Raw genomic sequence first — 26,615 nt, forward strand, 5'->3', positions numbered from 1 at the left:
GTATCCGCCGTCGCTATGCTCGCTAGTCGTGGTCTCCTTCGTGAAATCCGTGACTTTTGACTGCCGCGACGTGATTGTCGTCGCGTCGTTCTGGGCCGCCGCGCTGGGCTCGAACGTCGATGAGGACGGCACCCCGAAGAAGGCGTGGGTGGAGCCACCTGGCTGGGGCGGTCCGACCCTGTGGTTCCAGCGCGTGCCCGAATCGAAGACCGCCAAGAACAGACAACACTTCGACCTGCGTGCGGTCGGCGACCTGCGGGCTGAGATTGAGCGGCTCAAGGGACTCGGAGCCACGGTGGTCAGCGAGAACGAGAATGTCGTGGTCATGGCGGACCCTGAGGGGAACGAGTTCTGTGTCGAGGAGTGACACAGCCGGTGATCCAAGCGGAATTACGGTGACTGGACATCGTCAATATTCGAGCCTGCTGTTTTCTGTGCCCCCACCGCGGCCGGAACGCAGGCTCTGCGCGTCGGTCCTAGTCGGCGTCGTCCTGTGCGTCAGTGTCCGGTACGTCGCGATCGAAGGATCGTGGTGCGTGCACGTCGGATGACAGTCCGTATGTGGTGCGCAGCGCCTCGATGGCTGCGAGCTGGCGCTTGCTGTGGGGGCTTGCACACGATTCGCCTTCGTCGCCAACTACCGGGTCGAAGGAGTGGTAGACGATCCGCTCCAGCAACTCGCCAAGCGTCTCGTCGTTGAACTCCGCGAGGCCCTTGAGGACCTTCACGAGGTTCTTCTCCATGCGTACCCCGAGTTGGACTCGCTCGATCTTCACTGTGTTGTCAGTCATGGCGATATGTTACCCAGGGACCTAGGGACCGTGCCACCGTTTTCTGGGCCGACGTGTATTTCATTCGCCGCGGGCTGGGTGCCAGGGCTAGCGTCACCGGATGCAGATGGATGAGCTCGGCTCCTGCGAGTGTCCGGACTGTAAGTGTGAGGACATGGCCGAGGTCGACCTTGCCCGCGGCCGGCTGTGTGGCTGCTGCGCAGCGCACTGCCCTGATAAGCACGGCGAAGAAGCCGCCGACGAAGCGCGCAAGGCCTGGTACGCGAACGCACGCCCGCCTACCGAGGAAGAACGGGCGTACTGGCGGGCCATGCTCAAGGAGTAGTCCGCCAGCCATTCAGGCTCGGCTCTGAGCAGTCGCTCGTGCCTGGTCATTTCGGCGCACGTATCAGCGGGCCTGCACGCCCCTCGCGGCGTACCGGTTAAACGGTTCGGCGGCACTCGATGTGTGGAGGTGAGCGACTTGGGCGCTGTAGCCGAGCATGCTGGCGACGACCGGCGGTGGTACTTGTGCGACAAGTTGTCGAAGGGCGGTGTTGCGGGCGCCGAGGAGGTTGACGCCGAGGGCGCGCAGTCGGTCCATGAAGGTGTTGGGGTGAAGGTGGTTTCCGGCCCGCGTCCCTGGGAAGAGCCATTCGCTATTGGCGTTGGCTCCGCGCTGGTTCGGTCGAGCTTCCAGGTGTTCGCGGACGAGTCCGGCGAACGGCTCCGGAAGTGGCACCGGGTCCGTGCCGAAGGTGATCGCCAGGCCGTTCGGTGTGCTGATGACGGCGTCGACTCTGACTGCGGATAGACGTACCAAGGGTTGGGCGTACAGAAGCAGGAGGACTCCGGCTACTCGGTAGGGGAGGCTCTCGTGGTCGCCGGTGAGCAACGTCCGGATCCATGCCAGTCGGTCATCTTGGGTGATCGCTCGTGTGGTCCGAGCGGTGCGGTGTCCGATGACGATGCCTTGTTTGACGTGCGCCCGATCGGCCCAGACGAAGAACGTCCTCATCAGGTGGCGGGTCGTGGGACCGTCAGCGAGGTACTCGTCGACGTCCTGTTGGTTGCACTCAGGTAGGTGCTTGGCGTGCGCCTCGTGCAGCCAGGTGAGGAACTTCAACGTCTCGGTGACCTCCTGCTTGGAGGAGTGAACCGGCCCGCGCGAGCGTGACGTGCCAACGTTGTTCATCTTGCGGATGCGGCTGACGTGGTGCCAGCGCCCGAACTGTTCGACGGGCTGACGGATCGCTGGGTCGGTGACGGGCGCGAGCTTGTCCGTCAGCCATCGTTCGAACAAAGACAGGTAGTGATCGCGGGCCTCGAGCAGGCCGTGGTGCTCCAGGATACTGCGCAGGTGCTCCACGTGCCGGCCGGCGGGTTCGGCATCGAGGGCGGCGTGCGTGAGGGGCAGCTCGGCCGTCCCGATGCGAGTCAGCAGGTCGCGCACCTTCCCCGAACGCATCCAGGTCAGCACGCTTTCGGGCCGGTCCGCCGCAGCCAGCAGATGGACGGTCTTGGCTGCCCGTGCAGGGTCGGTGCGACCAGGAAGGAGCAGCTCGCGGAGGTCCTCCGTGAGGCAGCAGCGGGCGCAGCGTCCGCGCCGGTAGTGCTCGGCCTCCTGACCGCATCCGTCGCAGGTGAGGTTGCCGATGCCTGCACATGGTCCGCAGATCGGTGCCTCGGTGCTGGTATCCCGGCCGGGGAGGAGTCGGACGTCACCGCACCGGGGGCAGGCGCCGGTGGTGCGCATCGCTTCGTAGAAGCAGGTTCCGCAGATGCGGCCGTCGGGCCAGGTGGTGCGGGCCTTGCCGGCGAGGCGCTGGCATCGAGCACAGGCCGTGGTACCGGTCGTGCGTGGCCGCCCGCGTGTGGTGTTGCGCGGCTTGACCTCAATCGGCATCCGGCACGATCCTTGCTCGTCGTGGCCGCGCGGAGCGACTCAGGTCAACAACGTTGGCGTTGGCGACCTTTCGGGCGCCAGTGGTCGCTGTGCTGGTCACCAGATCGTCGAGGGTGCAGCCGAAGATGTCGCAGCACGCGGCCATGAACTGGAGCGAGACTCGTTCGGGCGTGCCAGTCACGAGTCGGTAGATCTGTGACGACGACAGGTCGATGCCTCGTTCGCGCAGGTGGGGGAGTAGGTCGGTGGAGTTGTGCATACCGTCGCGGGCCATGAGCTCGGCGAGGTGCCAGGTGTAGGTGATCTTGCGGCGCATCAGGCTTCCTCCTGGTCCAGACCGGCCAACGCATCCTTGATTGTGCCGTCCAGGGCTCGTCGCAAAGTTGTCACGCGGTAGTCGCTCGACACACACGTGTAGAGCGCGGTGGTGGATGCGTGCTCGTGTCCGACTTGCTGCTGGACGAAGAGGGCGTCCATTCCGGACTCGATCAGATGAGTGACATAGCTGCGGCGCAGCGAGTGGAAGTCCAGGCCGGGGGACAGGCTCAGGTCATTGCAGTACCGACGGAACCGGGTGATCAGGGCACTCTCGGACACCAGGGTGCCGCGTTCGCTGACGAACATGTCCAAGCCGTGCTGGGGGAGCCGCTGGTGGATGTCGAGCCAGTCCTTGAGGACCTCCACGGACCAGTCAAAGACGGTCAGGACGCTGCGCCGCTTCGGTGGTGAGCCCTTCATCGCCTTGCCATACCGCACGTGCAGCACTCCGTGGCGGCCGAACTCACGAGCGTGCGGATTGCGTGAGAAGTTAACGGTTTGCAGGTGACGGACCTCGTTGCGCCGGAGGCCCCACGCGTACGCGGTCTTGAACAGCACCGCGTCGCGGTAGGCAGGCAGCCAGCCCTTTCGGCCGTGAGTGTGGATCTGGTCGACCTCGTCGTCGGCCCGGTCGAAGAAGCGTTGTAGCTCCTCTTGAGTGAAGGCGCGTTTGGTCGGGGCCGACTCGTTGTCCTGGATGTGAGCGACCGTGTTCCACTCGAAGCAGACCTGTGACGGCGAAGCGCCGAAGTGCTGCTCGCAGGCCGACGGCCAGCCATAGTCCGCACTCGTCACGTAGGCGCAGAAGAGCCGCAGGCCAGTCTGGTAGCCGCGAACGGTCGTCGCTTTCGCGTGTCGAAGGCTGCGCAGATCGCCGAAGAACTCATCGACATGGGCGACAGTCCACGACCACGGGTACTCGTTGGTCGCCTCCACGAAGCGACTGATCAGCCGTTCGCGAGCCTCGATCGTGCGCAGCTGGAGGTTCCGACTCAGCTGCTGGTTGCGCCACCCGGTCAGCATGTCCTGGAACACCTGCTCGTCCGGCCGCAGCATCGCCACCGCGTCCAGCGCGACGAAACGACCAGCCTTGTCGACAGCCACAGCACCTCCAGATCGAGCACGTTGTCCGGGCGTATATTGCATCAAATGCATGATCGCCAGCAAACGTGCAGGTCAGAGGCCTGACGCGTCGCAACGGCCAAGCCTCGAACCGAGCTACGGTATGCGTGGCCCATCGACCAGACCAACCCGCACGGCATGAGAAACGCGCAGGTCAGAGCCCCTGGAGCTGGGGATCAGTACGTCGGCAACGAGAAAGCGGCCGATCATGCATCCGTTGCAATAATGACCGTTTTACTTGACATAATGTAGATTATCGGACATCAACAACGGATGGTCAGGACAGCACGGATTCACGCCCGTTCTTGAGAGCCGCCATCCGTTTGTCGTGCCAGTGCCGCCCGTGCGCGATCCTTGATCTCCTCGATAACGGTCGTCTTCGCATCGGCGTACGCGTTCATGTCAGCCCAGTCGCGCGCCGTCAGGTCGCGCTTGGTGTCTTCGTACAACTGCCGGTCACGTTCATCGCTTCGCAATCGATCCCGTAGTAACAGATAATCGGTCGCCGCCGGGTCGCCGACTTCGAGGATGTGAATGTGCGCGTCCCGCTGCTCAGTTCGTACGAGGCGGTGTCCGGGTTCCCGCACCCGCAACACGTAACCGGCGTCGATCAGCGGATCGACATAATCTTCATCGGCGGTGATGTCGCGAACGGTCACCAGGACGTCGATGATCGGTTTGGCGGCGAGCCCTGGAACCGAGGTCGATCCGATGTGCTCGATCGCAACTGCAACCTCACCGAGCGCATTGCGTATGCGGGCTTCGTGAGCCGCGTAATCGCTCGCCCAAGAACTGTCATGGTCGAGGAGGAACAGTTCCCGCTTCTCGACTCCCCCGACGAGTTCGACGTCGGTCACGTCGGCCCGACGGTGCTTGCCAGTCTCGTGAGATTCGTTCATGCGCCGCACACTACCTAGCGCCCATCCTCGCGGAAGAACTACTCGCCTGGGTAAGTCACACCGACCTGTCGCCGCATTTCGTCGAGGGCCGAGATGACGGCGCGCGAGGAGTCCCAGCTGTTCCGGTCACTCTGCGTGCGGCCGGCCGCAACACAACGCGCGACCTCCGCGATCTGGAACTGAAAACCACCCTCGAGTCGCCCATCGAACTCCTCGACGACTGTGCCAATCTTGTCGGCCCGCCGTAGTCGGGCGACCGTCGGACGGTAGAAGGCGCTGTCGACCTCGATGCTGCCCTCGGTGCCGGAAACCACTGCGGTCGTCGCAGTCCTCGTCCACAACGTGGTGTCGATCTGGGCCAGAGCCTTGCCTGTGTAGCGGAGTGCAGCGCTGACATGGCCGTCGACGCTGGTTTCGGTGAGTGCGCCGATCGCCTTGATTTCATTCGGCGACCCAAGCAAATCGATGACGAACGAGACGGGGTAGACACCGAGGTCAAGCAGCGCTCCCCCGGCCAATTTTGGATCCTTCAGGCGATGGTTGTTCGGCAGGTCGAGCGACTGCCCGTGATCGGCCGCGACATGCACAATCTCGCCGATGGCGCCGGCGGAAATACGTTCCCGCAGCCACGCGATGTGCGGCAGGAACCGGGTCCACATGGCTTCCATCGCAAACACGTTCGCCTGCGCGGCGGCGTCGAAGATGTCGGTGACCTCACCGATGTTGCGGGCCAGCGCCTTCTCGACCAGCACAGGCTTCCCGGCCCGTGCGGCGAGCAGCGCGTGTTCCCTGTGTGCCGAGTGCGGCGACGCGACATAGACCGCGTCGACCTCGGGATCGGTTGCAACGCGGGCGTATTCGCCGTACGACCGCGGAATGTCGAACTCCCGCGCGAACGCCTCAGCCCGTCCGGCGTCTCGTGAACCGACAGCCACCACCGACGACTTTGTCGCCGTGGTGACCGCCTTCGCGAACGTATGCGCGATACCGCCCGGCGCGATGATGCCCCAGCGCAGGGCGGGAGCGTCCATGGGATCCGACGAGGTCATGCGGTCAGATTACCCAGCGCACCTCATCCTCAAGCGGGCGGCGCGAAGAACTCCAACGCGATGTTGTCGGGGTCGCGGAACGAGATGCCCGATCCGTAGCTGGCGTCCTTGATGCCGCTGTGGGTGATTCCCAGTTCGTTCAACTTCGCCGCCCAGAGGTCGAGTTCACTGCGCTCGATCGCGAAGGCGACGTGGTCGAGGCCGGTCTGCTGTTCGTCGAACGCGCCGGTCGCCGTCGACCCGGTGTGGGTGTGGACACCAAACAGCGTTCCGCCGCCGAGGGCGAAGACCGCGTGGTGGAAGTCGCCGGATTCCTCGTCCTCATCGAGCACCGGATCGGCGCCAAAGAGGTTCGCATACCAACGGGTGCTGGTCTCCAAATTGGTGACGGTGACGGCTACGTGGGTCAGGGCTGGAAATGCCATGTCGGGCCTCCGGTCGGTGGGTCAGGCGAGTGCCGTCTGCAGGTCGCCGACGGATGTTGGCCCGCGTCCAAGCGTCCTCCTGCGCAGCGGGCGAAACAAGCCTCTGAACGGGTCGGCAAAGCCGCTCCCCCGTCGCGTCCATCGGCGGCGGTTCGGAATCATCCACCTCGTCCGGCGGTTGTCGCTGGTGCCCGAATTTCTCGGCTCACCGGAGGAAACAATGTCCACGGACCCGCTGCGCGACCTGCTGGCCGACCTGCACCTCGGTGTTCTCGCCACGATCAAACGGGACGGCCGCCCGCAACTGTCGAATGTTTCGTACACCTACGACCCCGGAACCGACCTGATCCGGGTGTCGATCACCGCCGATCGGGCGAAGACGGCCAACTTGCGTCGCGACTCGCGCGCCACGCTGTTCGCGCAACGCCCGGACGGCTGGTCCTACGCAGTCGCCGACTGCGACGCCACGCTCCTGCCGGTCGCAGCGTCACCAGACGACGCGAGTGTGGAGGAGCTGATCGACATCTATCGGCACGTCAGCGGAACGGAACACTCAGACTGGCCCGACTACCGCCGAGCGATGGTTGCAGACCAGCGAATTCCATTGCATCTCAAGGTGACTCACGTCTACGGGACGGCTCGCTGAGTTACGACTTGTTCTGCGGGCGGTAGTACGTCCGCTAGGAGTTCCGTCGTCCACTTCGGTTGCAGCTCAGCCCCGGCCGCCCTGCATCTCCCATGCCGCGTCGAGGGCGCGTTCGATCGCTGCGAGGACGCCGACGTCAGGATAAGCCTCGATCTTCTCGTGGGCCTCAAACTGTGGTCGTACGCCGAAGGTGTCCGGGTAGGCGTCGAGCAGTTCCTCCCGCAACGCGAAGGTGCATCGAATGACCCATCGGTCAGCCTCCTCCGCGCGGGCGACCAGTCGGTTGTGCAGATACCAAGCGGGGCGGGCGGCCGTGCCTTTGCGTTTGACACCCGGCAGCGCTTCGAGATGGTTGATCAAGCCGTCAGTCCGGTCCATTGAGTCCCCCGTCGTCGATTGATCGACCCTACGACCAATCCAATACCCGATCTGTGTCGAAACCCTGATGCACACGCTCCACCTGCGGTTGCCGCGATAACGCGGCCGCAGGGTGTCACCGATCGGGGAGCTTCCGCGATCGCGTCGAAGATTGGGTTTGAGCAATGATGAAGAAGTCCTTGATGTTGGTCCCCGCTGCCGCAGCATTCGCTGCGATCAGCCTCTCCGCAACCGCACCGGCCGCGTCGGCGCACGAACCGACCACGTACGAAGCCACGCTGAACGCGATCAACGGATCCGGCGCCTCGGGCACGTTCTGGTTGAGCTTGCACGGAAACCAGGCGACCGTGACCGAGAAGGTATCCGGCCTGGCCGCGACCTTCATGAACGCGCCCTACCCGCACGTCCAGCACATCCACGGTGGGGCGATGGGCATGTGTCCTGACCCTTCCGCCGACACCAGCGGTGACGGGGTCATCAGCACCACCGAAGGCGCTCCGCACTACGGCGGAATCCTGACGACGCTGTCCAAGACCGGTGACACCACGCCGGCCGCGGGCACCGACGTGACGATCGCGCCGAGTGGCAGTTCGTACACCTACAAGCGCACGATCACCCTCAGCGCCGACACCGTGAAGGCCCTGCAGTCGGGCACCGCGGTCATTGTGGTGCACGGCCTCGACCCGGCGAAGATCCCCGCCGCCGCGCGCACAGAGAAGAGCGACCTCGTTCCCTCACTGCCGTTGGCAGCAACCTCGCCGGCGCTCTGCGGCAAGGTCAACGTCTCGCAGATGAGCAAGATGCCTTCGGGTGGTGTCCAGACCGGCGGTGGCGGCACCTCGGGCGGCCAGGACACCGGCATGCTGTACGGCGGTGCCGGCCTCCTGGTCGGAGCCGGCGCGCTGTTGACCGTCCGTCGGCGCTTCGCCAAGCAGTCCTGATCACCGATGCCCACTGACAACGGCCACCGCCGCGGACGGGCCATCCTGTCCGCGGCGGTGGCCGTCATGGCCGCGGTCGGTCTGGTCTTCGTGTTCGTCGGACTCCGCGGTCAGACCCACCCTCCATCGCCTTCGTCTGGGGCCGCTCGGTCGGCAGCTGCGCTTGGCCCGACAGCCGACCCATCGGCGCCACCTAGCGGATCGGCATCGAGCGGATCGGCGTCTGCCAGCACCGCGCCGGCGCAGGCCACAGTTGGCCCGACGCTCGCGCGTTCCCTGCCGACCGCGATCGGCATTCCGTCCATTCGGTTGGCGACCTCGGCCTTGGTTCAGTACGGCCTCGCGCCCGACGGCGCTATCGACATCCCCGCTTCTAAGCCGGGCATGCCGGCCGGTTGGTTCAACGGATCGCCTACTCCGGGCCAGCCCGGGCCTTCGGTGATCGTTGGTCACGTCGATTCGAAGTCAGGGCCGTCTGTGTTCTTTCATCTAGGACAACTGCGCCCAGGTCAAACCGTGGACGTGACCCTCGCCAGCGGCAAGATCGGCACCTTCTCGATCGACAGCGTCGAGGAATTTCACAAAGCCGAGTTCCCCACTCTGCGGGTCTACGGTCACACCGACCGCGCCGGTCTGCGGCTGATCACCTGCGGTGGACCGTTCAACTCCAAGGTCGGACACTACGAGGACAACATCGTCGTCTTCGCCCACCTCACCTCGAGCCGATCGAAGGGCGCCTGATGGATGTTCGATTGGGATTCGCATCGCTCGCCGCCGCGGCCGCTGTTGCCCTATCTCTCGCCGGCTGCGGATCGGCGCAGGGAGGGAGCAGCGCGGGCTCGAGCGCTTCGCAGGCTTCCTCGAAGAGTTCTTCGATGACCAGTTCGATGGCGGCGGCGCCCACCTCCCCGTCATCCACTCCCCCGTCATCGGCGACGTCGTCCAACACCGCGCCACCCGCGCAGGCCACCATGGTCTGCGGCGAGGAAATCGATGCCCGCTTGCAAACGATGCTGGCGCTACCGACCGCACCTCACGGCTCCAGCAGTTGGCGTGACGGACTGTTCACCTGCACCTACCGGCTGTCGAACGGACCGCTGGTTTTGACCGTACGGGTGCTCGATTCGCCGGCGGCGGCCCGCACCGCCTTCAACGATCAACGGGCAAAAGCGCCGGGGGCCAAGAAAATTCGCGGGTTGGCATCCCTCGGGCTGCCGTCGTACGAGACCGACGGTGGGCTGGTCGGATTCGCCAAGGACAACTTCGCCTTTCGCGCAGACGCCCATGCGATGCGCGAGCCCATTGGCAAAGCGGCGATGACCCGCTCAGCGTTCGCCTATTCGATCTCGGCGACGGTCCTGGCCTGCTGGTCGGAGCACTGAGCGGGTCCCGCATCCTGCTGGGACGGACCTACTGCTTACCGCCTTTGTCCTTCTTGTCCTCGCGCATCCCGCCCAGCAACGCATCGCGCTGGCCGCCGAGGGCGCCACCGATCGTGTAGCTGCCGAGGCCGACCGTGCCGATGACCAGCGCCAGCGGGCTCACGTCCGCGTGGGAGGCGAGGGTGTCGAGGTGAGCGCGGCAGCTGGAGTAGGCCACTTCGCGCAGCGTTGGTTCCATGTCGAGTCCTTGTCTTGCGAGATGCCGAGCAGCAAGTTCGACCGTCGTGGCGGTCCCGGTCCGGGGCATCGATCAGGGATGGTCGGCGTAGCGTGGCGGTATGGCCTTGGAACACGACATTCTGATTGACGGATTTCAGCGCAGTCGGGACAACGTCCACCGCATTCTGGAGGGCCTCAGAGCCGAACAACTGCTCTGGCGCCCGGGGCCGAAAGCGAACCCGATCGGCTGGTTGATTTGGCATCTCAGCCGACAGCAGGACGCCCAGACCGCCGCACTCGTGGATCGCCAACAAGTCTGGAACGCCCAAGGATTCGCGGCTCTTCCCAGATGAGGGTGTAGGTCGGCCGGGCGCGTCGGTCCGCAGATAGACGTCGAGGTCTCCCGACGATGGAGGTTCCTACGCCATCCATCCGAAAGACCTCGACGTGACCGACGCTACCCCGCCGGCCGCCCTGACCTGACCGCCTTCGCGTCTCATCCCAATCGACCCTGATCGAGTCTGCTGACCCCCTCGACGAGAACGCAGCGACATCACAGCCACCCAACCCCGACCGTCCGGGAAGCCGGGACACGTCACATGGCCTGTGCTGCGGGCGTGTCGAGTGGGTCGTCCAGGGGCGACGCAGGAGCGTCGACGCGACGTGCTGAGAGGTGGTTCCAGTCGAGCACTAGGACACCGGCTACAGGCATGGCGATAGGTCAGGAACGGCGTCGCTCCCTACGCAGGAGGGAGCGCAGAGTCTCGGCGTTCGCGTAGCCGACCCGTAGCGCGATCTCGGCGGAGGTAAGGTCCGTGGTTGCTGAGAGGTGCCGAGCTCGTTCGATGCGAAGCCGTTGGACGAAGCCGAGCGGAGTGAGGTTGAGCGCCGCACGGACTCGTCGTTCGAGGGTGCGCCGGCTGGTGCCGAGCGACTGCGCGACGAAGGCGACGTTGAACGGTTCGTCCAGGCGGGCGCGCACGAAGCGTTCGAACTCGACGACGATCGGGTCCTCGTGCCGGAGATGTTCGTAGGCGACGAAGGCCGCCTGCGACGGACGCTCGTCGATGATGAGGAGCTTGGCGACATGTTGGGCCAGGTCGGGGCTGATCGATCGCACGAGTGAGAGCGCGAGGTCGATGTGGGCGAACGCGGCGCCGGCGGTGACGAGGCTCCCGTCGACCACGACCATGGTGTCGAGATCGAGGGCGACGGTCGGATAGCGCTTCAGGAACTCCGGCCCCAGGAACCAGCTGGTCGTCGCCCGCCGATGATGCATCCGTCCGGTCTCGGCGACAGCGAACACGCCGGTGCACGCCGCGGCGATCCGGGTGGTCGCGTCGTCGAGGCGCCCGAGCGAGGCGATGACCGAACGAGCATCTCGGCTCTGGAGGGCGTCGTTGGTAGCGGCGGCCGTGAGGGTTCCAAGCGCAGGGACGACGACCACGTCGAACTCTGCGGACTCCGACAGCGGGTGGTCCACCGACAGGGTCATCGATGCCGTCGTGGTCACTCTCCGTTTCGGTCCGAGGATGGCGAGTTCGATCGGGTCGATCCGCGGGTCGACATCGCCGCGGGCTCCGTCGGCCACCCGCACGATGTCGATGACCGACGCGACAGCCGAACCGAAGCAGCCGTCGATCGCGATCAGTCCGATACGCATGGCGCGAACAATAGCAATACTGTCGTATACGCCACTTCTCACATGCCCTTGCTCGTCATACGCTGAACTCGCTTCACCAAGAAACCTCGACACCTAGGAGAACCCCTCATGTCCACACCCGCATCACTTCCGTATGCCTTCGTCGCCAAGATCGTCGCGGCCGATGGACAGCACGACGCGCTCGCCGATCTGCTCGCCGGCGCTGTCGCGCTCGCCAACGAAGAAGTAGGAACGATTGTCTGGTTCGCGGTCAGGACCCACGCCGACACCTTCTGGATCTTCGATGCATTCCCCGACGAGGCCGCTCGTGACGCCCACGCCAACGGCGCCATCGTCGCAGCCCTGATGGCCAACCAGCACCTCCTCGGCGCAGCACCCGAGATCCTGGCGGCCGACGTCCTCGCGTCCAAGCTCCCGTAGTCCGCCAACGCACGAGACGATCGCGCCCCGCCGAGCCGTCGCCAGGTCGCGACGCAACGCCACGCTGCGTTGCCGAGCGGTGCGAGGCCTATCGGCACACGGACAGGATGCCGGCCGCGAGCGCTCAGCCGGCGAGGGGTCCGTCGCAGAGGAGAGCGACGTCGGTGTCGGGCAGAGCCGTGAGGCCAGCGCATCGCGCGACCACCAGAACCGAACCGCCTGTCGGAATCGAACCGACGACCTAATCACGTCGGCTTTGCGTCTATCGCTTGATGCGCCCACTGGGCGAACGAGCCGCTGACCTGCGCAAACGCCGAGCGTGGGGGACGCCGCCATCCGGTGGTGACCGACGACGACCGACCAGTACCGACCGTTTCACCGGAGCTTGCGGCGGCGTCGAAGCCGAGCAAGCTCCATTCCTTTAGCTCACCGCGCCCTCCTCCTCGCCGGTCCCGTCGTCGTCGAAGACGTTTCAGGGGTCTTCTCAGATGACGGTGTAGGTCGGCCGGGCGCGTCGGTCCGCAGATAGACGTCGAGGTCTCCCGACGACGGAGGTTCCTACGCCATCCATCCGAAAGACCTCGACGTGTCCGACGCTACCCCGCCGGCCGGCTTCGGCCGCCCTGACCTGACCGCCTTCGCTCGACTCGACGGCCTCGGTCTGAGCGTGACCGGACAACGACTTGAACCGGATCGTGCGGTCCTCGCGTGCCGCGTGGTGGAACCAGATCAGTGGTGCCGACGGTGCGGCAGCGAAGGCGCTGCTCGTGACACCGTGATCCGGCGGTTGGCCCACGAGCCGCTGGGCTGGCGACCGACCGTGCTGGAAGTTGTAGTGCGCCGCTACCGCTGTGCCGACTGCGGACACGTGTGGCGCCAAGACACCAGGGCCGCGGCGGAGCCACGCGCGAAGCTCTCGCGCACCGGGCTGCGGTGGGCGCTGGAAGGGATCGTGGTCGCACACCTCACCGTCGCCCGTGTCGCCGAGGGACTCGGGGTCGCGTGGGACACCGCCAACAACGCGGTCCTGGCTGAAGGCAAGCGGCTGCTGATCAACGACCCCACGCGGTTTGAGGGCGTGAAGGTCATTGGCGTCGATGAGCACGTCTGGCGCCACACCAGGCGTGGCGACAAGTACGTCACCGTGATCATCGACCTCACCCCGGTCCGCGATGGCGCCGGCCCAGCAAGGCTGCTGGACATGGTCGAGGGCCGGTCGAAGGCGGCGTTCAAGACCTGGCTCGCCGACCGCGACGACGCCTTCCGTGACGCGGTCGAGGTGGTCGCGATGGACGGCTTCACCGGGTTCAAGACCGCCGCTGCAGAGGAGATCCCGGACGCGGTCACGGTGATGGATCCCTTCCACGTCGTGCGCCTGGCCGGTGACGCCCTCGACAGGTGCCGGCGCCGGGTCCAACTCGCGATCCACGGGCACCGTGGGCTCAGGGACGACCCGCTCTACAAGTCGCGGCGCACGCTGCACACCGGCGCGGACCTGCTCACCGACAAGCAGAGCGACAGGCTACGCGCGCTGTTCGTTGATGACGCTCACGTCGAGGTCGAGGCGACCTGGGGTGTCTACCAGCGCATGATCGCCGCCTATCGCCACGAGGACCGGCAACGTGGCCGCGAGCTCATGGAGAAGCTGATCACCGACCTCAGCGCCGGCGTCCCCAAGGTGCTCACCGAGCTCACCACCCTGGGCCGGACCCTGAAGAAGCGAGCCGCTGACGTGCTCGCCTACTTCGAACGACCCGGCACCAGCAACGGGCCGACCGAGGCGCTCAACGGACGGCTCGAACACCTGCGCGGCTCCGCACTCGGGTTCCGCAACCTGACCAACTACATCGCCCGAAGCCTGCTCGAGACCGGCGGCTTCAGACCCCAACTCCTACACCCCCGATTGGGATGAGCCGGATTCGCCCAGCGGATGAACCTCCCCTACGCCCCGGATGCCCATGGCTACGGCCAGTCCGCGGCGGAAGTCGGACGTTTCACCGTCGACGGCCCGCAGGTCCTGGACGACTATCACGCCGCAGTCCACGCGGCGACCCTTGACGTGGTCGGTGGCATGTCGCCGGAGCAACTCGCAGCCGTGGTGGACGAGTCATGGGACCCGCCGGTGACTGCGGTCGTACGCCTGGTGTCAGTTCTCGATGACGCGGCGCAGCATTGCGGCCAAGCCGCTTACGTACGAGGGCTGCTCCCCTGACACCGCTTTCATCAGCGGCCGACCAAGTTACCGATCAGCCCTGACCGTCCAACCAGGCGCGCAACACCAAGGCGTGGTTGTGGTCGCGGTCGGCCGTTGCGGTCAGGAGCGTGACGGATCCGTCATGGTCAGCACGGAGCTGCCCCGCCGCGGCATTCTGGTTGAGCTCAGCCAGGTAACGCGCCGTGAACTCGCAGAAGTCGCCCGGTCCTTGGTGAAACCACCGTCGCAGTACGGTGGTGGGCGCAACATCCTTGGCCCAGTGGTTGAGCGCCGCCGCTTCCTTGGACACTCCGCGGGGCCACAACCGGTCGACCAGAATCCGCTCGCCATCACCCGGCTCCTGCTGGTCGCGCACGTTCTTGACCTGCCACGTGGTCATCTCAGCCCTCCGATCCTTGCGGGTCTACCCACCATCCCACGTTCGGCGCATGCTGCTGTTGCTCGGACCGGGAAGCCCCGTCGTTGGCTGTTGGTCAGCCGACATAGTCCGCGAGATGCTCGCCGGTCAGAGTCGATCGGCCGGCAACGAGATCCGCGGGAGTTCCTTCGAAGACGATCGATCCGCCGTCCTGGCCGGCGCCGGGACCGAGGTCGATGATCCAGTCGGCGTGAGCCATCACCGCTTGGTGGTGTTCGATGACGATCACCGACTTCCCCGAGTCAACCAGCCGGTCAAGCATGCCCAACAGGTTCTCGACGTCGGCGAGGTGAAGCCCGGTCGTCGGTTCGTCGAGAACGTAGACCGCACCCTTGTCTGCCATCCGCGCTGCCAGCTTCAGCCGCTGCCGCTCACCGCCGGACAGGGTGGTCAGCGGTTGGCCGAGTCGTACATAGCTGAGCCCGACGTCGACCAACCGCGCGAGAATCTTCGCGGCGGCCGGGAGCTTCGCCTTCCCATCGGCGAAGAGTTCATGCGCCTGATCGACGGGCAGGTCAAGCACCTCGGCGATGTTCTTCCCGCCGAAGGTGTAGTCGAGCACGCTCGCCTCAAAGCGTTTGCCGCCGCACTCCTCGCAGATGCTCGAGGCCGTGGCCATCGGGCCCAGGTCGGTGAAGATGACGCCGGCCCCGTTGCAGGTCGGACACGCGCCCTCGGAGTTGGCGCTGAACAGGGCTGGCTTGACCCCGTTCGCCTTTGCGAACGCTTTGCGGATGGGCTCCAGTAAACCGGTGTAGGTCGCCGGGTTGCTGCGCCGCGAACCCTTGATCGCGCTCTGATCGACGGTCACGACATCATCCAACGGCGACACTGATCCATTGATCAGTGAGCTCTTTCCGGACCCGGCGACACCGGTGACAACGACCAGCACCCCGAGCGGGATGTCGACGTCAACCTCCCGCAGGTTGTGGGTGTCGGCCCGCCGAATCTCCAGGACCCCGGACGGTTCACGGGTGGCCGCCTTGAGGTGGGCTTTGTCGTCGAGATGCCGTCCGGTCACGGTGTCGCTGGCGCGCAGACCGTCGACTGTCCCCTCGAACATCACCCGTCCGCCCTCGGATCCGGCGGCCGGCCCGAGGTCGACGACGTGATCGGCGATCGCGATCGTCTCTGGTTTGTGTTCCACGACCAAGACGGTGTTGCCCTTGTCGCGTAGTTGCAGGAGCAGGTCGTTCATCCGCTGGATGTCGTGGGGGTGGAGCCCAATGGTCGGCTCGTCGAAGACGTAGGTGACGTCGGTGAGTGAGGAACCGAGGTGCCGAATCATCTTCGTACGCTGCGATTCACCGCCGCTCAAGGTTCCCGATGGCCGGTCCAGGCTCAGGTAGCCCAAGCCGATATCGACGAACGAGTCGAGGTGGAGTCGCAAGTTCTTGATCAGTGGCGCGACCGACGGATCGTCGATGCTGCGCACCCACTGCGCCAGATCGGTGATCTGCATCGCGCAGGCATCGGCAATGCTGCGACCTTCGATCTTCGAACCGCGCGCCGCCTCAGCCAGGCGGGTGCCGTCACAGTCGGGACAAATCGCAAACGTCACGACCCGCTCAACGAAGGCGCGGATGTGGGGCTGCATCGACTCTGGATCCTTGGCAAGCATCGACTTCTGGATCTTGGGGATCAGCCCTTCGAAGGTGACGTTGATGCCCTCGGCCTTGACCTTCGTCGGCTCCTTGTGGAGCAGGTCGTGCAACTGCCGCTTGGTGAACGTCTTGATCGGGGCGTCCATCGGGAAGAGCCTGCTGCCGCGGAAGATCCGGCCGTACCACCCGTCCATCGAGTAGCCAGGCACTTTGAGCGCGCCGTCCTGCAGCGACAACTCCTCGTCGAACAACTCCGTCAGGTCGAAGTCGCTGACCGCGCCCCGGCCCTCGCAGCGAGGGCACATTCCACCCGTACGGGAAAACGACGCCTTCTGCGCCATCGTCTTGTCACCGCGCTGAACGGTGATCGACCCGCCCGCTGTGACCGACGGGACGTTGAACGCATAGGCCGACGGCCCACCGATGTGTGGTTTGCCCAACCGGGAGAACAGGATGCGGAGCATCGCATTCGCGTCGGTGACGGTTCCGACCGTCGAGCGAGGGTTTGACCCCATCCGTTCCTGATCGACGATGATCGCGGTGGTCAGGCCCTCGAGAACGTCAACGTCAGGCCGCGCCAGGGTCGGCATGAATCCTTGTACGAACGCGCTGTAGGTCTCGTTGATCATCCGCTGCGACTCCGCGGCGATGGTCGCGAACACCAACGAACTCTTTCCGGACCCAGAGACACCGGTGAACACAGTCAGTCGGCGTTTAGGCAACTCGACGCTGATGTCGCGCAGGTTGTTCTCCCGGGCGCCCTGGACTCTGATCAGGTCGTGGGAGTCGGCGGTGTGATCGGCCACCAGGGCACCTCTTTCATCGGTCGGCTCGGCGTCGTTCCCGATCCAACCATTCGGCGCCGACAACGGCAGCCCACCCAGCCGCGCGGGAGCCGCGTCAGTGGACCCCATTTTCGGCGAACGGCCAGCCGTGCAGCCGCAACTGCTTCTCGACACGTTGCACGCCTTCGGCGGTGGGCAGTTCGTCGGTCGCTTGCAGGATCGCCGAGCGCGCGGTGATAGCGTCCGGCACAGCGCCGCGGGATCGTGCGTCAGCGATCATCTTCAGAGCGATCGCCTCGGCTTCCTCATTACTGAGTTGACGACGCAACAACGCCAGCAGCGGAACATAGTCGGTCGCTGGAACGCCCGCGGGGTAGCCCGCGCGCAACCAGTTGAGGATGCGCTGCAGTCGGCCTTCCTCACCGTTTGCGAGCAGGTCGCTGGCCAAGGGCCATCCCGTGTCGGCCAGTCGTGCCGCCACCGCGGTGACCTCGTCGTGGGTCGGCACCGTGTTGGCCACCTCCTCGATCGCGTGGCGGATAGCGGGGCGATCGGCCACGGCGTTCGGGTGTTCGGCGCGCAGCCGCGCCACCACTTCCGCGACTTCATCCTCAGTGAGAGCTCGCCGCAGCAATGCCATCAGCGGCGGAACCTGCGACGGGGTGACCCCTTCTGGGTAGCCGGCCCGCAACCAGTTGAGGATCGATTCGAGGGAGGCCATCAGAAGATCGTGATCCCGAAGTAATGATCGATGCTCTTCTGAGTGATCCACAGAACGCCCAACACCACGGCCACGGCCACGATCGCGAAGGCAACCACGGCGGCTGCGAGCGCCGCTGGATTGCTGCGAACAGTCTGGCCGCCTGCGGTCGGCTCCGGGCTGCCGATGCTCCAGAAACGGACACCGATCGCGAAGATCGCCGGCAGTCCGGCGCCGAAGATCAGACCGGCGATCAAGACCTTGAAGGCGGACTGGAGTGCGTCGGCAATCATCGGGCTACCTCCGAAGTGGTGTCCATGACGTCGACCGGCGGGACGACGCTGTTGCTGTCTTCATTCCATTCGTGGTTGACGTTATCGGCGTCGACCTTCTGCGCCTGGGCCCGGACGTACATGAATCCGGAGAGCCCGACGAGAATCGCGAAGATGACCAGCGCGCCGGGAAGGCCGCCGATGCCGTTCGCGATGTAGTAACAGATTGCGCCGACCACTCCCGCTGCGGGAAGAGTGAGCAGCCAGCCGATGGCCATCCGCCCGGCGACGCCCCAGCGCACCTGCGCGCCAGGCTTGCCAACACCGGAACCAAGGATCGAGCCGGTCGCCACGTGGGTGGTCGACAGGGCCATCCCGAAGTGGCTCGAGGTGAGGATGATCGCGGCCGACGAAGCCTCGGCGGCCATGCCCTGCGGCGACTCGATTTCGACCAAGCCCTTGCCGAGCGTACGGATGATGCGCCATCCACCGAGGTAGGTGCCCAGCGCGATCGCGCTGGCGCAACTGAAGATGATCCACACCGGCAAACCGTTGTTTTCGATGCTGGTGGTGGTCAGCGAGCCATGCGCGATCAGTGCCAGGGCGATCACACCCATCGTCTTCTGAGCGTCGCCGGTGCCGTGAGCCAGCGACACGAGCGAAGCGGTGCCGACCTGGCCCCAACGGAAACCTTCGGAGCGCTTGCGGTCGGAAGCACCCTTGCTCAGGAAGTAGACCAACGCGGTGCCGATGGCGGCGATGAGGCCAGCGATGAAGGGCGACATCACGGCCGGGATCAGCACCTTCTTGCTGATGCCGTCCCAGTTGACGCCGTCTGTTCCGATGGCGGCGAGGCCGGCGCCGATCAGTCCGCCGAACAGCGCGTGGGAGGAACTGGACGGAAGGCCGAAGAGCCACGTCAACAGGTTCCAGAGGATGCCGCCGATCAGGCCGGCAAAGATGAGCACCATCGCCTGTTTCGGATCGAGCCCGCTGACCAGAGCGCCGTCCTTGGTTTGGATCTTCAGGACGTCCTTGGTGATCGTTGCGGCTACCTCTACCGAGAGGAACGCTCCAACCAGATTCAAGATGGCGGACAGTGCCACCGCGACCTTCGGCTTGAGCGCGCCGGTGGCGATGGAGGTTGCCATGGCGTTACCGGTGTCGTGGAAGCCGTTGGTGAAGTCGAAACCGAGGGCGGTGACGACAACGAGGATCAAAATGATCACGTCGGCAGACATGTAGCCAGAATGACGGTCATCAGGGGGCTACGTCCAACCAGCGGATGCCGACCTCAAGGCGCTGACCTGCACGGATGCAAAACACTGTCGGAATTCACCCATTGTTCACCTGGGTCAACGACGCGTTCGCGCGTTTGGTTCGACTCGACGACCGCTGAGCGGGCGCCACGCCGACGCTGAGAGGATGCGGATATGGACACCGACACCACCGGCGCCTGGCTCTCACGCGACGAACTGCGTGACGCGCGCGAGCGACTCCCGATCCTTTACGTCGACCTGATCCCCGTACGCGTTGACGAACGTTCCGTCGTCACGCAGGTCGGCCTGTTGTTGCGTGGGACCACTGAAGGCAGGATCCGACGCGAGTTGGTCTCGGGGCGGGTGCTCTATCACGAGCGAATTCGCGATGCCATCCTGCGCCACATCGAAAAGGACCTCGGTCCGATGGCGCTCCCCCAGGTGCCGCTGGCACCGCAACCTTTCTCGATCGCCGAATACTTCCCCACCCCGGGGGTCACTCCGTTCCACGACCCGCGTCAACACGCCGTGTCGCTGGCGCATGTGATCGTGGTGATGGGCGACTGCACCCCGAGCGCGGACTCCCTCGATCTTGCGTGGCTGACTCCGCAGGAAGCCATTGACCTGGCCGCCACCGAGGAGATGGAGGGTGGCCACGGCGTCTTGTTGCGACAGGCGCTGGCCCATCTCGGCTTCTCGGTCTGATCCCGGCGCCGTCTCGCCAAGTAGCACTGAGCAGCTCCGAGCAGCTCCGAGCAGCTCCGAGCAGCACCGATCAGCACCGCGCAGCACCGCGCAGCACCGATCAGCACCGATCAGCACCGCGCAGCACCGCGCAGCACCGATCAGCACCGCGCAGCACCGAGGGCCGCGACCGACAGGTCTGGTGACCATGTCTGTCGCGGCCCTCGCCGCTGTGGTGAAACCTTCGCCCGAGCGTCAGACAGGCAGCTTGTTCTGCGCGTTCGCGGCGGCCAGTCGTGCCTCGAGCACGCCGGTGTGGGCGGCTCGGGAGGCGGCGTTCTTGGCCATACCGGCGCGGAATGACAAGCCCGGCTTGCCTTCGGTGTCGGCCGACGCGATCAGCAGACCGCCGATGAGCGAGACGTTCTTGAAGAAGTGGATCATCTGCTGCTGCTTGGCCGCTGGGTCGGACTCCTGCCAGAACGGGTGACCGGTGTAGGTCGTCGGCAGCATGAGGGCAGCCAAGGTGAGCGAGGACACCCGCGGGAACCGGCCCAGGGACAGTGCAACCCCGGCCGCGGTCATCGTGGCGCCCGAAGCCTTGACCACGAGGTTCGCGTCGCGAGTCGGCAACTTCAGCGGTCCGGCGAGAGCGTCGACCAATGGCTGTGCGGCCGGCGCCATCTTCTTGCTGTTCCGCAGCTGATTGACACCTCCGACCACGAACATCGAGGCGAGCAGTGGGCGGGCGAGGCGACGTACGAGCATGTGTGGATCTCCTTGTCCGACGGAATATCTGAACTTCCTCCACGGTAGCGAGCAGTCCTCGCCTGCGGTGCCGGCCCCCCGAATCCCGTCCCAAAATCACCCGTCCGGATGGTGGGCCGCCTAGCCGCAATATGGACCACCCGACCGGGGCTGGTGGCCCGGTGGGAAGATGGCAACTGACCTCGTCCCCGACCCGGCAGGAGACCGCGATGCCTGAACTGCGCTCCCGAGTGACTACCCACGGACGCAACGCTGCGGGGGCTCGCGCCCTCTGGCGGGCGACTGGCGTTGGTGACGGAGACTTCGGCAAACCGATCATTGCGATCGCGAACTCCTACACCCAGTTCGTCCCAGGGCATGTGCACCTGAAGGACATGGGCGACATCGTCGCCGAGCAGGTGAAGGCCGCCGGTGGTATCGCCCGCGAGTTCCACACCATTGCCGTTGACGACGGCATCGCCATGGGCCATGGCGGCATGCTTTATTCGCTGCCCTCCCGAGAAGTCATCGCCGACGCCGTCGAATACATGGTCAACGGCCACGCCGCTGACGCGCTGGTCTGCATCTCCAACTGCGACAAGATCACTCCCGGAATGCTGAACGCCGCGATGCGACTCAACATCCCGACGATCTTCGTCTCCGGCGGTCCGATGGAGGCCGGCAAGGCTGTGGTGGTCGACGGTGTCGCCCACGCGCCGACCGACCTGATCACCGCGATCTCAGCCTCCGCTTCCCCCGAGGTCGATGACACCGGCCTTGCCGCGGTCGAAGCCGCGGCCTGCCCGACCTGCGGTTCTTGCTCGGGCATGTTCACCGCGAACTCGATGAACTGTTTGACCGAGGCCCTCGGCCTGTCGTTGCCCGGAAACGGTTCGACGCTGGCCACCCACTCCGCCCGGCGCGCGCTCTTCGAGCAGGCCGGCCGCACCATCGTTGACTTGGCGAAGCGTTGGTACGAGCAGGACGACGCCTCGGCGCTGCCCCGGTCGATCGCCACCCACGCGGCGTTCGAGAACGCAATGGCGCTGGACGTCGCGATGGGTGGTTCCACCAACACTGTGCTCCACGTCCTGGCCGCGGCGCAGGAGGGCGAGGTCGGATTCGGCCTGGCCGACATCGACGACATCAGCCGTCGCGTTGCCTGCCTGGCGAAGGTGGCACCGAACTCCGACTACCACATGGAAGACGTCCACCGCGCTGGTGGAATCCCGGCCATCCTCGGTGAGCTCAACCGCGCGGGTCTGCTGAACCGCGACGTGCACGCCGTGCACTCCCCCAGCCTCGAGCAGTGGCTGGCCGAGTGGGACATCCGCTCCGGTGAGGCCTCCCAGACCGCGATGGACCTGTTCCATGCTGCGCCGGGTGGGGTGCGCACCACGAAGGCCTTCTCCACCGACAACAAGTGGAGCAGCCTCGACACCGACGCCGAGAACGGCTGCATCCGCTCGATCGACCACGCCTATACCGCCGATGGCGGGCTTGCCGTGCTCCACGGAAACCTCGCCGAAGACGGCGCGGTGATCAAGACCGCCGGCATCGACGAGGACCTTTGGACCTTCCGCGGCCCGGCCCTGGTGGTGGAGAGCCAGGAAGATGCGGTCGACGCGATCCTGTCCAAGCGGATCACCGAAGGCGACGTCATCGTGGTGCGCTACGAGGGCCCCTCCGGCGGCCCCGGCATGCAGGAAATGCTCCACCCGACGGCCTTCCTGAAGGGCACCGGCATGGGCAAGAAATGTGCGCTGGTCACCGACGGTCGCTTCTCCGGTGGCTCATCGGGTATCTCGGTTGGACACGTCTCCCCCGAGGCAGCCCAAGGCGGACTGATCGGTCTGGTGGAGGACGGCGACGAAATCCTGATCGACGTCCGCACCCGCACCCTGCAGGTCAATGTCGACGACGAGACCCTCGCAGCGCGGCGCGCCAAGATGGAGGCCTCGGAGCACCCCTGGCAGCCGATCGACCGGGACCGTCCGGTCACCGCGGCCCTGCGTGCCTATGCCGCCCTGGCGACCTCGGCGTCGACCGGCGCCGTACGCGACGTCAATCTGTTGCGTCGCTGATCGCGGCAGGTTCCCGGCTCACTGACCCGAAAGGCCGACGTAGCGGGTGACCGCCTCGTTCGCGTTCTTTCCGTGAGCCCGATCGGTGACCGACAGACCGCTGGGACTGATGTCGTAGTCGACCGATTCCTTCTCGTTGGTCACCGTCCAACCGGAACCTGAACGGCGCGCATTGGGTAGCTCGATGGAGTTCGGCATCACGACCTGGGCCGGTCGGATACCCAGGTAATAGGTGCTGCCGGAATGGGCCTGGCAGATCGTGATGAAGGACTTGCCGGTCGTCGCCACCGCCAAGGCGCGGTCGTCAGAGTGGCATCGTACGGCGCTGTAGGCGGTCCAACCCTGCCAGTCATAGCCGGCGCTGCTGTCTCCCAGAATGGCCGGCCAACTGCCCCGACCGGTCACCGGTGAGGACGAGGTGGAGATCGAGTTGCTGGGGTCCGTGGTGATCGATCCCTGGATTGACCCGGTGGTGGATCCAGGGTTGGAATCGCTCGGGCCACCGATCGGTGAGGAGTTCGTGGCGGGGTCGTCGCTGCCGAACACCTGGCTGGCGACGAGGTAGCCGCCGATGCCGATCGCCGCGACGATGACGGCCGAGATCATGCCCATCAGCAGCGGTCGTTGTCGCGAACGCTCGGGCTCGCGCCGATCGACGAAGGCCGCGGCCGAGGTCTGCGAGGCCGAACGGGCCGTGGGCGCCGACGCGGTCTGCGCCGGATCCTGGGCCCGACCAGTGCTCAGGTGCAGGGCCTGGCGGGCTTCGTGCGCGAACGCGCCAGCGGTCGGCTGCCGCTGCCCGGGGTCTTTGGCCAAGGCGCGAGCGATCACGTCGTCGAGACCAGCGGGCACATCGGATCGGAAGTGGCTGACCGGCTCGGGCTGCTCGCTCAAATGCGCCTGGATGAGCGCGGAGACCGAGGTGCGCCGGAACGGCGGCCGGGCTGCGAGCAGTTCGTACGTCAGGCAACCGAGCGAATAAATGTCGACGGCGGGTCCGGACGGCTGGTCGCTGAACCGCTCGGGCGCCATGTAGGAAAACGAGCCGAGCGCCTCACCGGTGGAGGTGATGCGGTCTTCGTCGAGGCGGGCCGCAATACCGAAGTCGGCCAAGTAGACGAACCCGGATGGCAACAGCAGGACATTCTCAGGCTTGACGTCGCGGTGGACCAGCCCGTCACGGTGCGCGGCGTCGAGCGCGTCAGCGATCTGCCCGATGATGTGGACAACCGCGTCGGGGCGCATCAGCGAACCGCGCCGCAGGATGCCGCGCAGGTCCTTGCCGTCGACCAGGCGCATGTCGATGAACAGCACCCCACCAAGCTCGCCGTAGTCGTGGATCGGGATGACATGGGGTTCCTGCAGCCGGGCGGCCATCTGGGCCTCGCGCTGGAACCGGGCGCGATACTGCGCGTCGCCGGCCAGATCCGAGGGCAGCAGCTTTAGCGCGACTTCACGATCTTTGCGGGTGTCGTAGGCGCGGTAGACCTCGCCCATGCCGCCGCGACCGATGAGGGCGCGAAGTTCGTACGGACCGAAACGAGTGCCGGCACGGCCCTGTTGCGTCTCCATCGGTCCCCCTCTCCCCCGCCTCCCGGCATAAGCGCCGCATCGTTCGCGGTCCAGCCAACCATGCGGGGCGATCTACCGGTGGCCGGGGCGCTGCTGTGTCACAGTTCACCCGTGGAGATCACCGAGGCACCGTCCGTGCTGACTTCGAGCCCCCAACAGCGGGCTTGGCAGCGCAAATGGTACTGGTACGACTGGGCCTGCTCGGCGTTCGTGACCGCGACGATGACGGTGCTCTTCGGGCCTTACGTCACGGCGCTGGCCAACAAGGCGGCGTGCCCGCAGCAGGCGACCGATCTCACCTGCGAGGTCGACCTGCACGTCCTCGGTATCCCGATAGCGCCCGGCTCGCTGGCGGCGTACGCCCTGACCGCCTCGACGATCATCTCGGCGCTGGTCTTGATATTCGTCGGGCCGCTCGCTGATCGGTCAGCGCGACCGACCCGACTGCTGGCGGTCTTCACCACGGTCGGGGCGCTGGCCGCGGCGGCTCTTTGTCTTGCTTCGGGTGACAACTGGCAGCTCGCGGTGGTCCTGGCGATCATCGCCAATATGTCGCTCGGATGCGCATTGATCGTCTATTCCGCGCTGATGATTCGGATCACTCCACCCGACGATCGCGATGCGGTCAGCACCAAAGGATGGTCCTACGGCTACCTCGGCGGTGGCCTGATGCTATTGCTCTCGTTGATCTTCCTCAGCCTGCACGAAAAGGTCGGGGTCTCGACCAGCACGGCGGCCCGCATCATCTTTGTGGCGGCCGGTGTCTGGTGGATCGGCTACGCGCTGATCACGGTGACCGGCCTCAAGGACGTGCCCCCGGCGTCAGCCAAGGACCGCGCGGCCGCGGTCAGCAGCGTCGCCCAGCTGCGTACGACGTTCGTGGAGATGCGTGGTTATCCCCAGACGATGCGCTTCTTGATCGCCTACCTGTTCTTCAACGACGGCATCCAGACCGTCATCTCTGCGGCGAGCCTCTACGGCAAGCTCGAGTTGAAGTTCAGCGACACCCAGCTGTTCCTGACGATCTTGTGGGTGCAATTCGTCGCCTTCGGGGGTGCGCTGTTGTTCGGGCGGCTCGCTCGCCGCCGCGGGGCGAAGACGTTGATCCTCTACGCGCTGGTGTTGTGGACGGGCGTGGTCGCGGTGGCCTTCTTCATCCCGCAGCGCGCGTTTGGGATCTGGATGGTCCTCGCGGTAGGCATCGGGCTGGTGATGGGCGGCAGCCAGTCGCTGAGCCGCTCGCTCTACAGCCACCTGGTGCCCCACGGGCGTGAGTCGGAGTTTTACTCCTTCTATCAAGCGATGGAACGCGGGACGAGTTGGCTCGGCACCCTGGTGTTCGGTTTGGTGTTCCAGCTCTTCCACAACTATCGTTTGTCGATTATCGCCCTGATCACGTTCTTCGTGGTCGGTGGCGTGCTGTTGCGCAGAGTCGACGTGCGGCGAGGGATTACCGACGTGGGCAACCAGGTTCCGCGGATCGTCTGACCGCCCGACCCAACCTTCCGGGGCGCTGCGGCGTCTTCATGACAGGTCCACGGGCCGCCGTTTGGTGGCCCTGTAGTCGTTGTGGCGGCTGTGGAACAACCAGCGACTCTGCTGCGTTGAACCCACGAGTACGCCGCGCGGCGAGAGTAGCAGCGGACCGACGAGCGATTAGGGGAAAACACCATGGCGGAACGTTCACTGCGAGGAACCAACCTCAGCACGATGTCCCACGAGAGCGACGACGGTGTCGCCTTCAGCGAGCGTCGGATGACCACGTACAAATGCCCGAACGGGCACACCATCGAGCTCCCGTTCTCGGTTGAGGCCGATGTGCCGTCGCTGTGGGAGTGCCGCTGCGGCGCCGAGGCCCTGCTGGTCGACGGTCCGGAGCCGGAGCGCAAGCCGGTCAAGCACCAGCGCACCCACTGGGACATGCTGCTTGAGCGCCGTTCCATCCCGGAACTGGAAGAACTGCTCGAGGAGCGTCTGGCCCTGCTGCGTCAGTCCCGGGGAGTCAAGCCGCGCGGCAAGCGCAGCGCCTGAACAACTCCCCCGTTGATTGAGCCGCGCGACTAGCAGCGCGTCTCGACCTCGAACCGATAGCAAAAGGGCGGGTGACTTCGGTCGCCCGCCCTTTTCGTACGCCCGG

31 protein-coding genes are annotated in these 26,615 nt (G+C 65.6%); 14 read left to right on the forward strand and 17 right to left on the reverse strand.

The genetic code is table 11. The annotated features are described in order from the left end of the window. Nucleotides 1–28: 28 nt before the first annotated feature. Nucleotides 29–367, forward strand: a complete 339-nt coding sequence (locus ACYU98_RS07140) for a VOC family protein (RefSeq protein WP_460467514.1) — start codon at nucleotides 29–31, stop codon at nucleotides 365–367. A gap of 109 nt (nucleotides 368–476) precedes the next feature. Here ACYU98_RS07140 and ACYU98_RS07145 read toward each other — a convergent pair whose 3' ends face one another. Continuing rightward, on the reverse strand, nucleotides 477–791 hold the full coding sequence (locus ACYU98_RS07145) for a hypothetical protein (RefSeq protein ID WP_460467515.1): 315 nt from the start codon (nucleotides 789–791) through the stop codon (nucleotides 477–479). 154 nt (nucleotides 792–945) lie between these two features. Here ACYU98_RS07145 and ACYU98_RS07150 point away from each other — a divergent pair, with 154 nt between their 5' ends. Then, nucleotides 946–1,116 carry a hypothetical protein gene (locus tag ACYU98_RS07150; RefSeq protein ID WP_460467516.1) on the forward strand — a complete coding sequence of 57 codons (171 nt, stop codon included), beginning with the start codon at nucleotides 946–948 and terminating at the stop codon, nucleotides 1,114–1,116. A gap of 63 nt (nucleotides 1,117–1,179) precedes the next feature. On the opposite strand, the gene ACYU98_RS07155 is transcribed toward ACYU98_RS07150, so the two are convergent. From ACYU98_RS07155 to ACYU98_RS07180, 6 genes are all read right to left on the reverse strand, one after another. Further along, the gene (locus ACYU98_RS07155; RefSeq protein ID WP_460467517.1) at nucleotides 1,180–2,676 is read right to left on the reverse strand and encodes a recombinase XerD; all 1,497 of its coding nucleotides are present in this window, start codon (nucleotides 2,674–2,676) and stop codon (nucleotides 1,180–1,182) included. Then, entirely contained in the window at nucleotides 2,666–2,992 is a 327-nt protein-coding gene (locus ACYU98_RS07160; protein WP_460467518.1) for a helix-turn-helix domain-containing protein, read from the reverse strand. Before ACYU98_RS07160 ends, ACYU98_RS07155 begins: the two co-directional genes overlap by 11 nt. Further along, entirely contained in the window at nucleotides 2,992–4,098 is a 1,107-nt protein-coding gene (locus ACYU98_RS07165) for a tyrosine-type recombinase/integrase (protein WP_460467519.1), read from the reverse strand. The genes ACYU98_RS07160 and ACYU98_RS07165 overlap by 1 nt, the downstream gene beginning before the upstream one ends. 311 nt (nucleotides 4,099–4,409) lie before the next feature. Further along, on the reverse strand, nucleotides 4,410–5,015 hold the full coding sequence (locus ACYU98_RS07170; RefSeq protein ID WP_460467520.1) for a GrpB family protein: 606 nt from the start codon (nucleotides 5,013–5,015) through the stop codon (nucleotides 4,410–4,412). Between the two features lie 38 nt (nucleotides 5,016–5,053). Then, the gene (locus tag ACYU98_RS07175; RefSeq protein ID WP_460467521.1) at nucleotides 5,054–6,064 is read right to left on the reverse strand and encodes a Gfo/Idh/MocA family protein; all 1,011 of its coding nucleotides are present in this window, start codon (nucleotides 6,062–6,064) and stop codon (nucleotides 5,054–5,056) included. A 29-nt stretch (nucleotides 6,065–6,093) separates the two neighbouring features. After that, nucleotides 6,094–6,489: a VOC family protein gene (locus tag ACYU98_RS07180; RefSeq protein WP_460467522.1), complete on the reverse strand. Its 396-nt coding sequence runs from the start codon at nucleotides 6,487–6,489 to the stop codon at nucleotides 6,094–6,096. A gap of 220 nt (nucleotides 6,490–6,709) precedes the next feature. On the opposite strand from ACYU98_RS07180, the gene ACYU98_RS07185 reads away from it, so the two are divergent. Beyond that, entirely contained in the window at nucleotides 6,710–7,135 is a 426-nt protein-coding gene (locus ACYU98_RS07185; protein ID WP_460467523.1) for a PPOX class F420-dependent oxidoreductase, read from the forward strand. 66 nt (nucleotides 7,136–7,201) lie between these two features. Here ACYU98_RS07185 and ACYU98_RS07190 read toward each other — a convergent pair whose 3' ends face one another. Further along, on the reverse strand, nucleotides 7,202–7,513 hold the full coding sequence (locus ACYU98_RS07190) for a hypothetical protein (RefSeq protein ID WP_460467524.1): 312 nt from the start codon (nucleotides 7,511–7,513) through the stop codon (nucleotides 7,202–7,204). A 164-nt stretch (nucleotides 7,514–7,677) separates the two neighbouring features. On the opposite strand from ACYU98_RS07190, the gene ACYU98_RS07195 reads away from it, so the two are divergent. From ACYU98_RS07195 to ACYU98_RS07205, 3 genes are all read left to right on the forward strand, one after another. Further along, a complete protein-coding gene (locus ACYU98_RS07195; protein ID WP_460467525.1) occupies nucleotides 7,678–8,454 on the forward strand; it encodes a hypothetical protein in 777 nt (258 codons plus the stop codon). Between the two features lie 6 nt (nucleotides 8,455–8,460). After that, nucleotides 8,461–9,195: a class F sortase gene (locus ACYU98_RS07200; protein ID WP_460467526.1), complete on the forward strand. Its 735-nt coding sequence runs from the start codon at nucleotides 8,461–8,463 to the stop codon at nucleotides 9,193–9,195. Between the two features lie 134 nt (nucleotides 9,196–9,329). Beyond that, nucleotides 9,330–9,836, forward strand: coding sequence for a hypothetical protein (locus ACYU98_RS07205; RefSeq protein ID WP_460467527.1), 507 nt, complete (start codon nucleotides 9,330–9,332; stop codon nucleotides 9,834–9,836). 28 nt (nucleotides 9,837–9,864) lie between these two features. Here the strand turns inward: ACYU98_RS07205 and ACYU98_RS07210 are convergent, their stop codons facing one another. Beyond that, nucleotides 9,865–10,074 (reverse strand): hypothetical protein, encoded by a 210-nt coding sequence (locus ACYU98_RS07210; RefSeq protein ID WP_460467528.1) that lies wholly within the window; start codon nucleotides 10,072–10,074, stop codon nucleotides 9,865–9,867. A gap of 100 nt (nucleotides 10,075–10,174) precedes the next feature. Here ACYU98_RS07210 and ACYU98_RS07215 point away from each other — a divergent pair, with 100 nt between their 5' ends. Next, a complete protein-coding gene (locus tag ACYU98_RS07215; protein WP_460467529.1) occupies nucleotides 10,175–10,408 on the forward strand; it encodes a DinB family protein in 234 nt (77 codons plus the stop codon). Nucleotides 10,409–10,776: 368 nt separating this feature from the next. Here the strand turns inward: ACYU98_RS07215 and ACYU98_RS07220 are convergent, their stop codons facing one another. Beyond that, complete coding sequence (locus ACYU98_RS07220) at nucleotides 10,777–11,718, reverse strand: GlxA family transcriptional regulator (RefSeq protein ID WP_460467530.1); 942 nt, start codon at nucleotides 11,716–11,718, stop codon at nucleotides 10,777–10,779. Nucleotides 11,719–11,826: 108 nt separating this feature from the next. On the opposite strand from ACYU98_RS07220, the gene ACYU98_RS07225 reads away from it, so the two are divergent. The 3 genes from ACYU98_RS07225 (at nucleotide 11,827) to ACYU98_RS07235 (ending at nucleotide 14,350) form a co-directional block, all read left to right on the forward strand. After that, on the forward strand, nucleotides 11,827–12,138 hold the full coding sequence (locus ACYU98_RS07225; RefSeq protein ID WP_003941073.1) for a putative quinol monooxygenase: 312 nt from the start codon (nucleotides 11,827–11,829) through the stop codon (nucleotides 12,136–12,138). Nucleotides 12,139–12,724: 586 nt separating this feature from the next. After that, entirely contained in the window at nucleotides 12,725–14,050 is a 1,326-nt protein-coding gene (locus tag ACYU98_RS07230) for an ISL3-like element ISPfr2 family transposase (RefSeq protein ID WP_460467531.1), read from the forward strand. Nucleotides 14,051–14,068: 18 nt separating this feature from the next. Further along, nucleotides 14,069–14,350: a mycothiol transferase gene (locus tag ACYU98_RS07235; protein ID WP_460467532.1), complete on the forward strand. Its 282-nt coding sequence runs from the start codon at nucleotides 14,069–14,071 to the stop codon at nucleotides 14,348–14,350. A gap of 34 nt (nucleotides 14,351–14,384) precedes the next feature. Here ACYU98_RS07235 and ACYU98_RS07240 read toward each other — a convergent pair whose 3' ends face one another. The 5 genes from ACYU98_RS07240 to ACYU98_RS07260 form a co-directional block, all read right to left on the reverse strand. Next, nucleotides 14,385–14,732, reverse strand: coding sequence for a DUF488 domain-containing protein (locus ACYU98_RS07240; RefSeq protein ID WP_460467533.1), 348 nt, complete (start codon nucleotides 14,730–14,732; stop codon nucleotides 14,385–14,387). 94 nt (nucleotides 14,733–14,826) lie between these two features. Beyond that, nucleotides 14,827–17,181, reverse strand: a complete 2,355-nt coding sequence (locus ACYU98_RS07245) for an ATP-binding cassette domain-containing protein (RefSeq protein WP_460467534.1) — start codon at nucleotides 17,179–17,181, stop codon at nucleotides 14,827–14,829. Nucleotides 17,182–17,275: 94 nt separating this feature from the next. After that, nucleotides 17,276–17,881, reverse strand: coding sequence for a DUF3349 domain-containing protein (locus tag ACYU98_RS07250; RefSeq protein WP_460467535.1), 606 nt, complete (start codon nucleotides 17,879–17,881; stop codon nucleotides 17,276–17,278). Beyond that, the gene (locus tag ACYU98_RS07255) at nucleotides 17,881–18,153 is read right to left on the reverse strand and encodes a hypothetical protein (RefSeq protein ID WP_460467536.1); all 273 of its coding nucleotides are present in this window, start codon (nucleotides 18,151–18,153) and stop codon (nucleotides 17,881–17,883) included. Before ACYU98_RS07255 ends, ACYU98_RS07250 begins: the two co-directional genes overlap by 1 nt. Beyond that, nucleotides 18,150–19,373, reverse strand: coding sequence for an inorganic phosphate transporter (locus tag ACYU98_RS07260; protein WP_460467537.1), 1,224 nt, complete (start codon nucleotides 19,371–19,373; stop codon nucleotides 18,150–18,152). Before ACYU98_RS07260 ends, ACYU98_RS07255 begins: the two co-directional genes overlap by 4 nt. Before the next feature lie 192 nt (nucleotides 19,374–19,565). Between ACYU98_RS07260 and ACYU98_RS07265 the strand changes: the two genes are divergently transcribed. Beyond that, nucleotides 19,566–20,096, forward strand: coding sequence for an NUDIX hydrolase family protein (locus tag ACYU98_RS07265; RefSeq protein ID WP_460467538.1), 531 nt, complete (start codon nucleotides 19,566–19,568; stop codon nucleotides 20,094–20,096). 234 nt (nucleotides 20,097–20,330) lie between these two features. Here ACYU98_RS07265 and ACYU98_RS07270 read toward each other — a convergent pair whose 3' ends face one another. Continuing rightward, nucleotides 20,331–20,843 (reverse strand): DoxX family protein, encoded by a 513-nt coding sequence (locus ACYU98_RS07270; protein WP_460467539.1) that lies wholly within the window; start codon nucleotides 20,841–20,843, stop codon nucleotides 20,331–20,333. A 209-nt stretch (nucleotides 20,844–21,052) separates the two neighbouring features. Here ACYU98_RS07270 and ilvD point away from each other — a divergent pair, with 209 nt between their 5' ends. Further along, nucleotides 21,053–22,906 carry a dihydroxy-acid dehydratase gene (gene ilvD, locus ACYU98_RS07275; RefSeq protein WP_460467540.1) on the forward strand — a complete coding sequence of 618 codons (1,854 nt, stop codon included), beginning with the start codon at nucleotides 21,053–21,055 and terminating at the stop codon, nucleotides 22,904–22,906. An 18-nt stretch (nucleotides 22,907–22,924) separates the two neighbouring features. Here the strand turns inward: ilvD and ACYU98_RS07280 are convergent, their stop codons facing one another. Then, a complete protein-coding gene (locus ACYU98_RS07280; RefSeq protein WP_460467541.1) occupies nucleotides 22,925–24,478 on the reverse strand; it encodes a serine/threonine-protein kinase in 1,554 nt (517 codons plus the stop codon). A gap of 111 nt (nucleotides 24,479–24,589) precedes the next feature. On the opposite strand from ACYU98_RS07280, the gene ACYU98_RS07285 reads away from it, so the two are divergent. Together ACYU98_RS07285 and ACYU98_RS07290 are read left to right on the forward strand one after the other, a co-directional pair. Next, nucleotides 24,590–25,966 (forward strand): MFS transporter, encoded by a 1,377-nt coding sequence (locus ACYU98_RS07285; protein ID WP_460467542.1) that lies wholly within the window; start codon nucleotides 24,590–24,592, stop codon nucleotides 25,964–25,966. Between the two features lie 183 nt (nucleotides 25,967–26,149). After that, entirely contained in the window at nucleotides 26,150–26,509 is a 360-nt protein-coding gene (locus ACYU98_RS07290) for an RNA polymerase-binding protein RbpA (RefSeq protein WP_460467543.1), read from the forward strand. Nucleotides 26,510–26,615 lie beyond the last annotated feature (106 nt).

The sequence above is a fragment of the Calidifontibacter terrae genome, assembly GCF_054778835.1.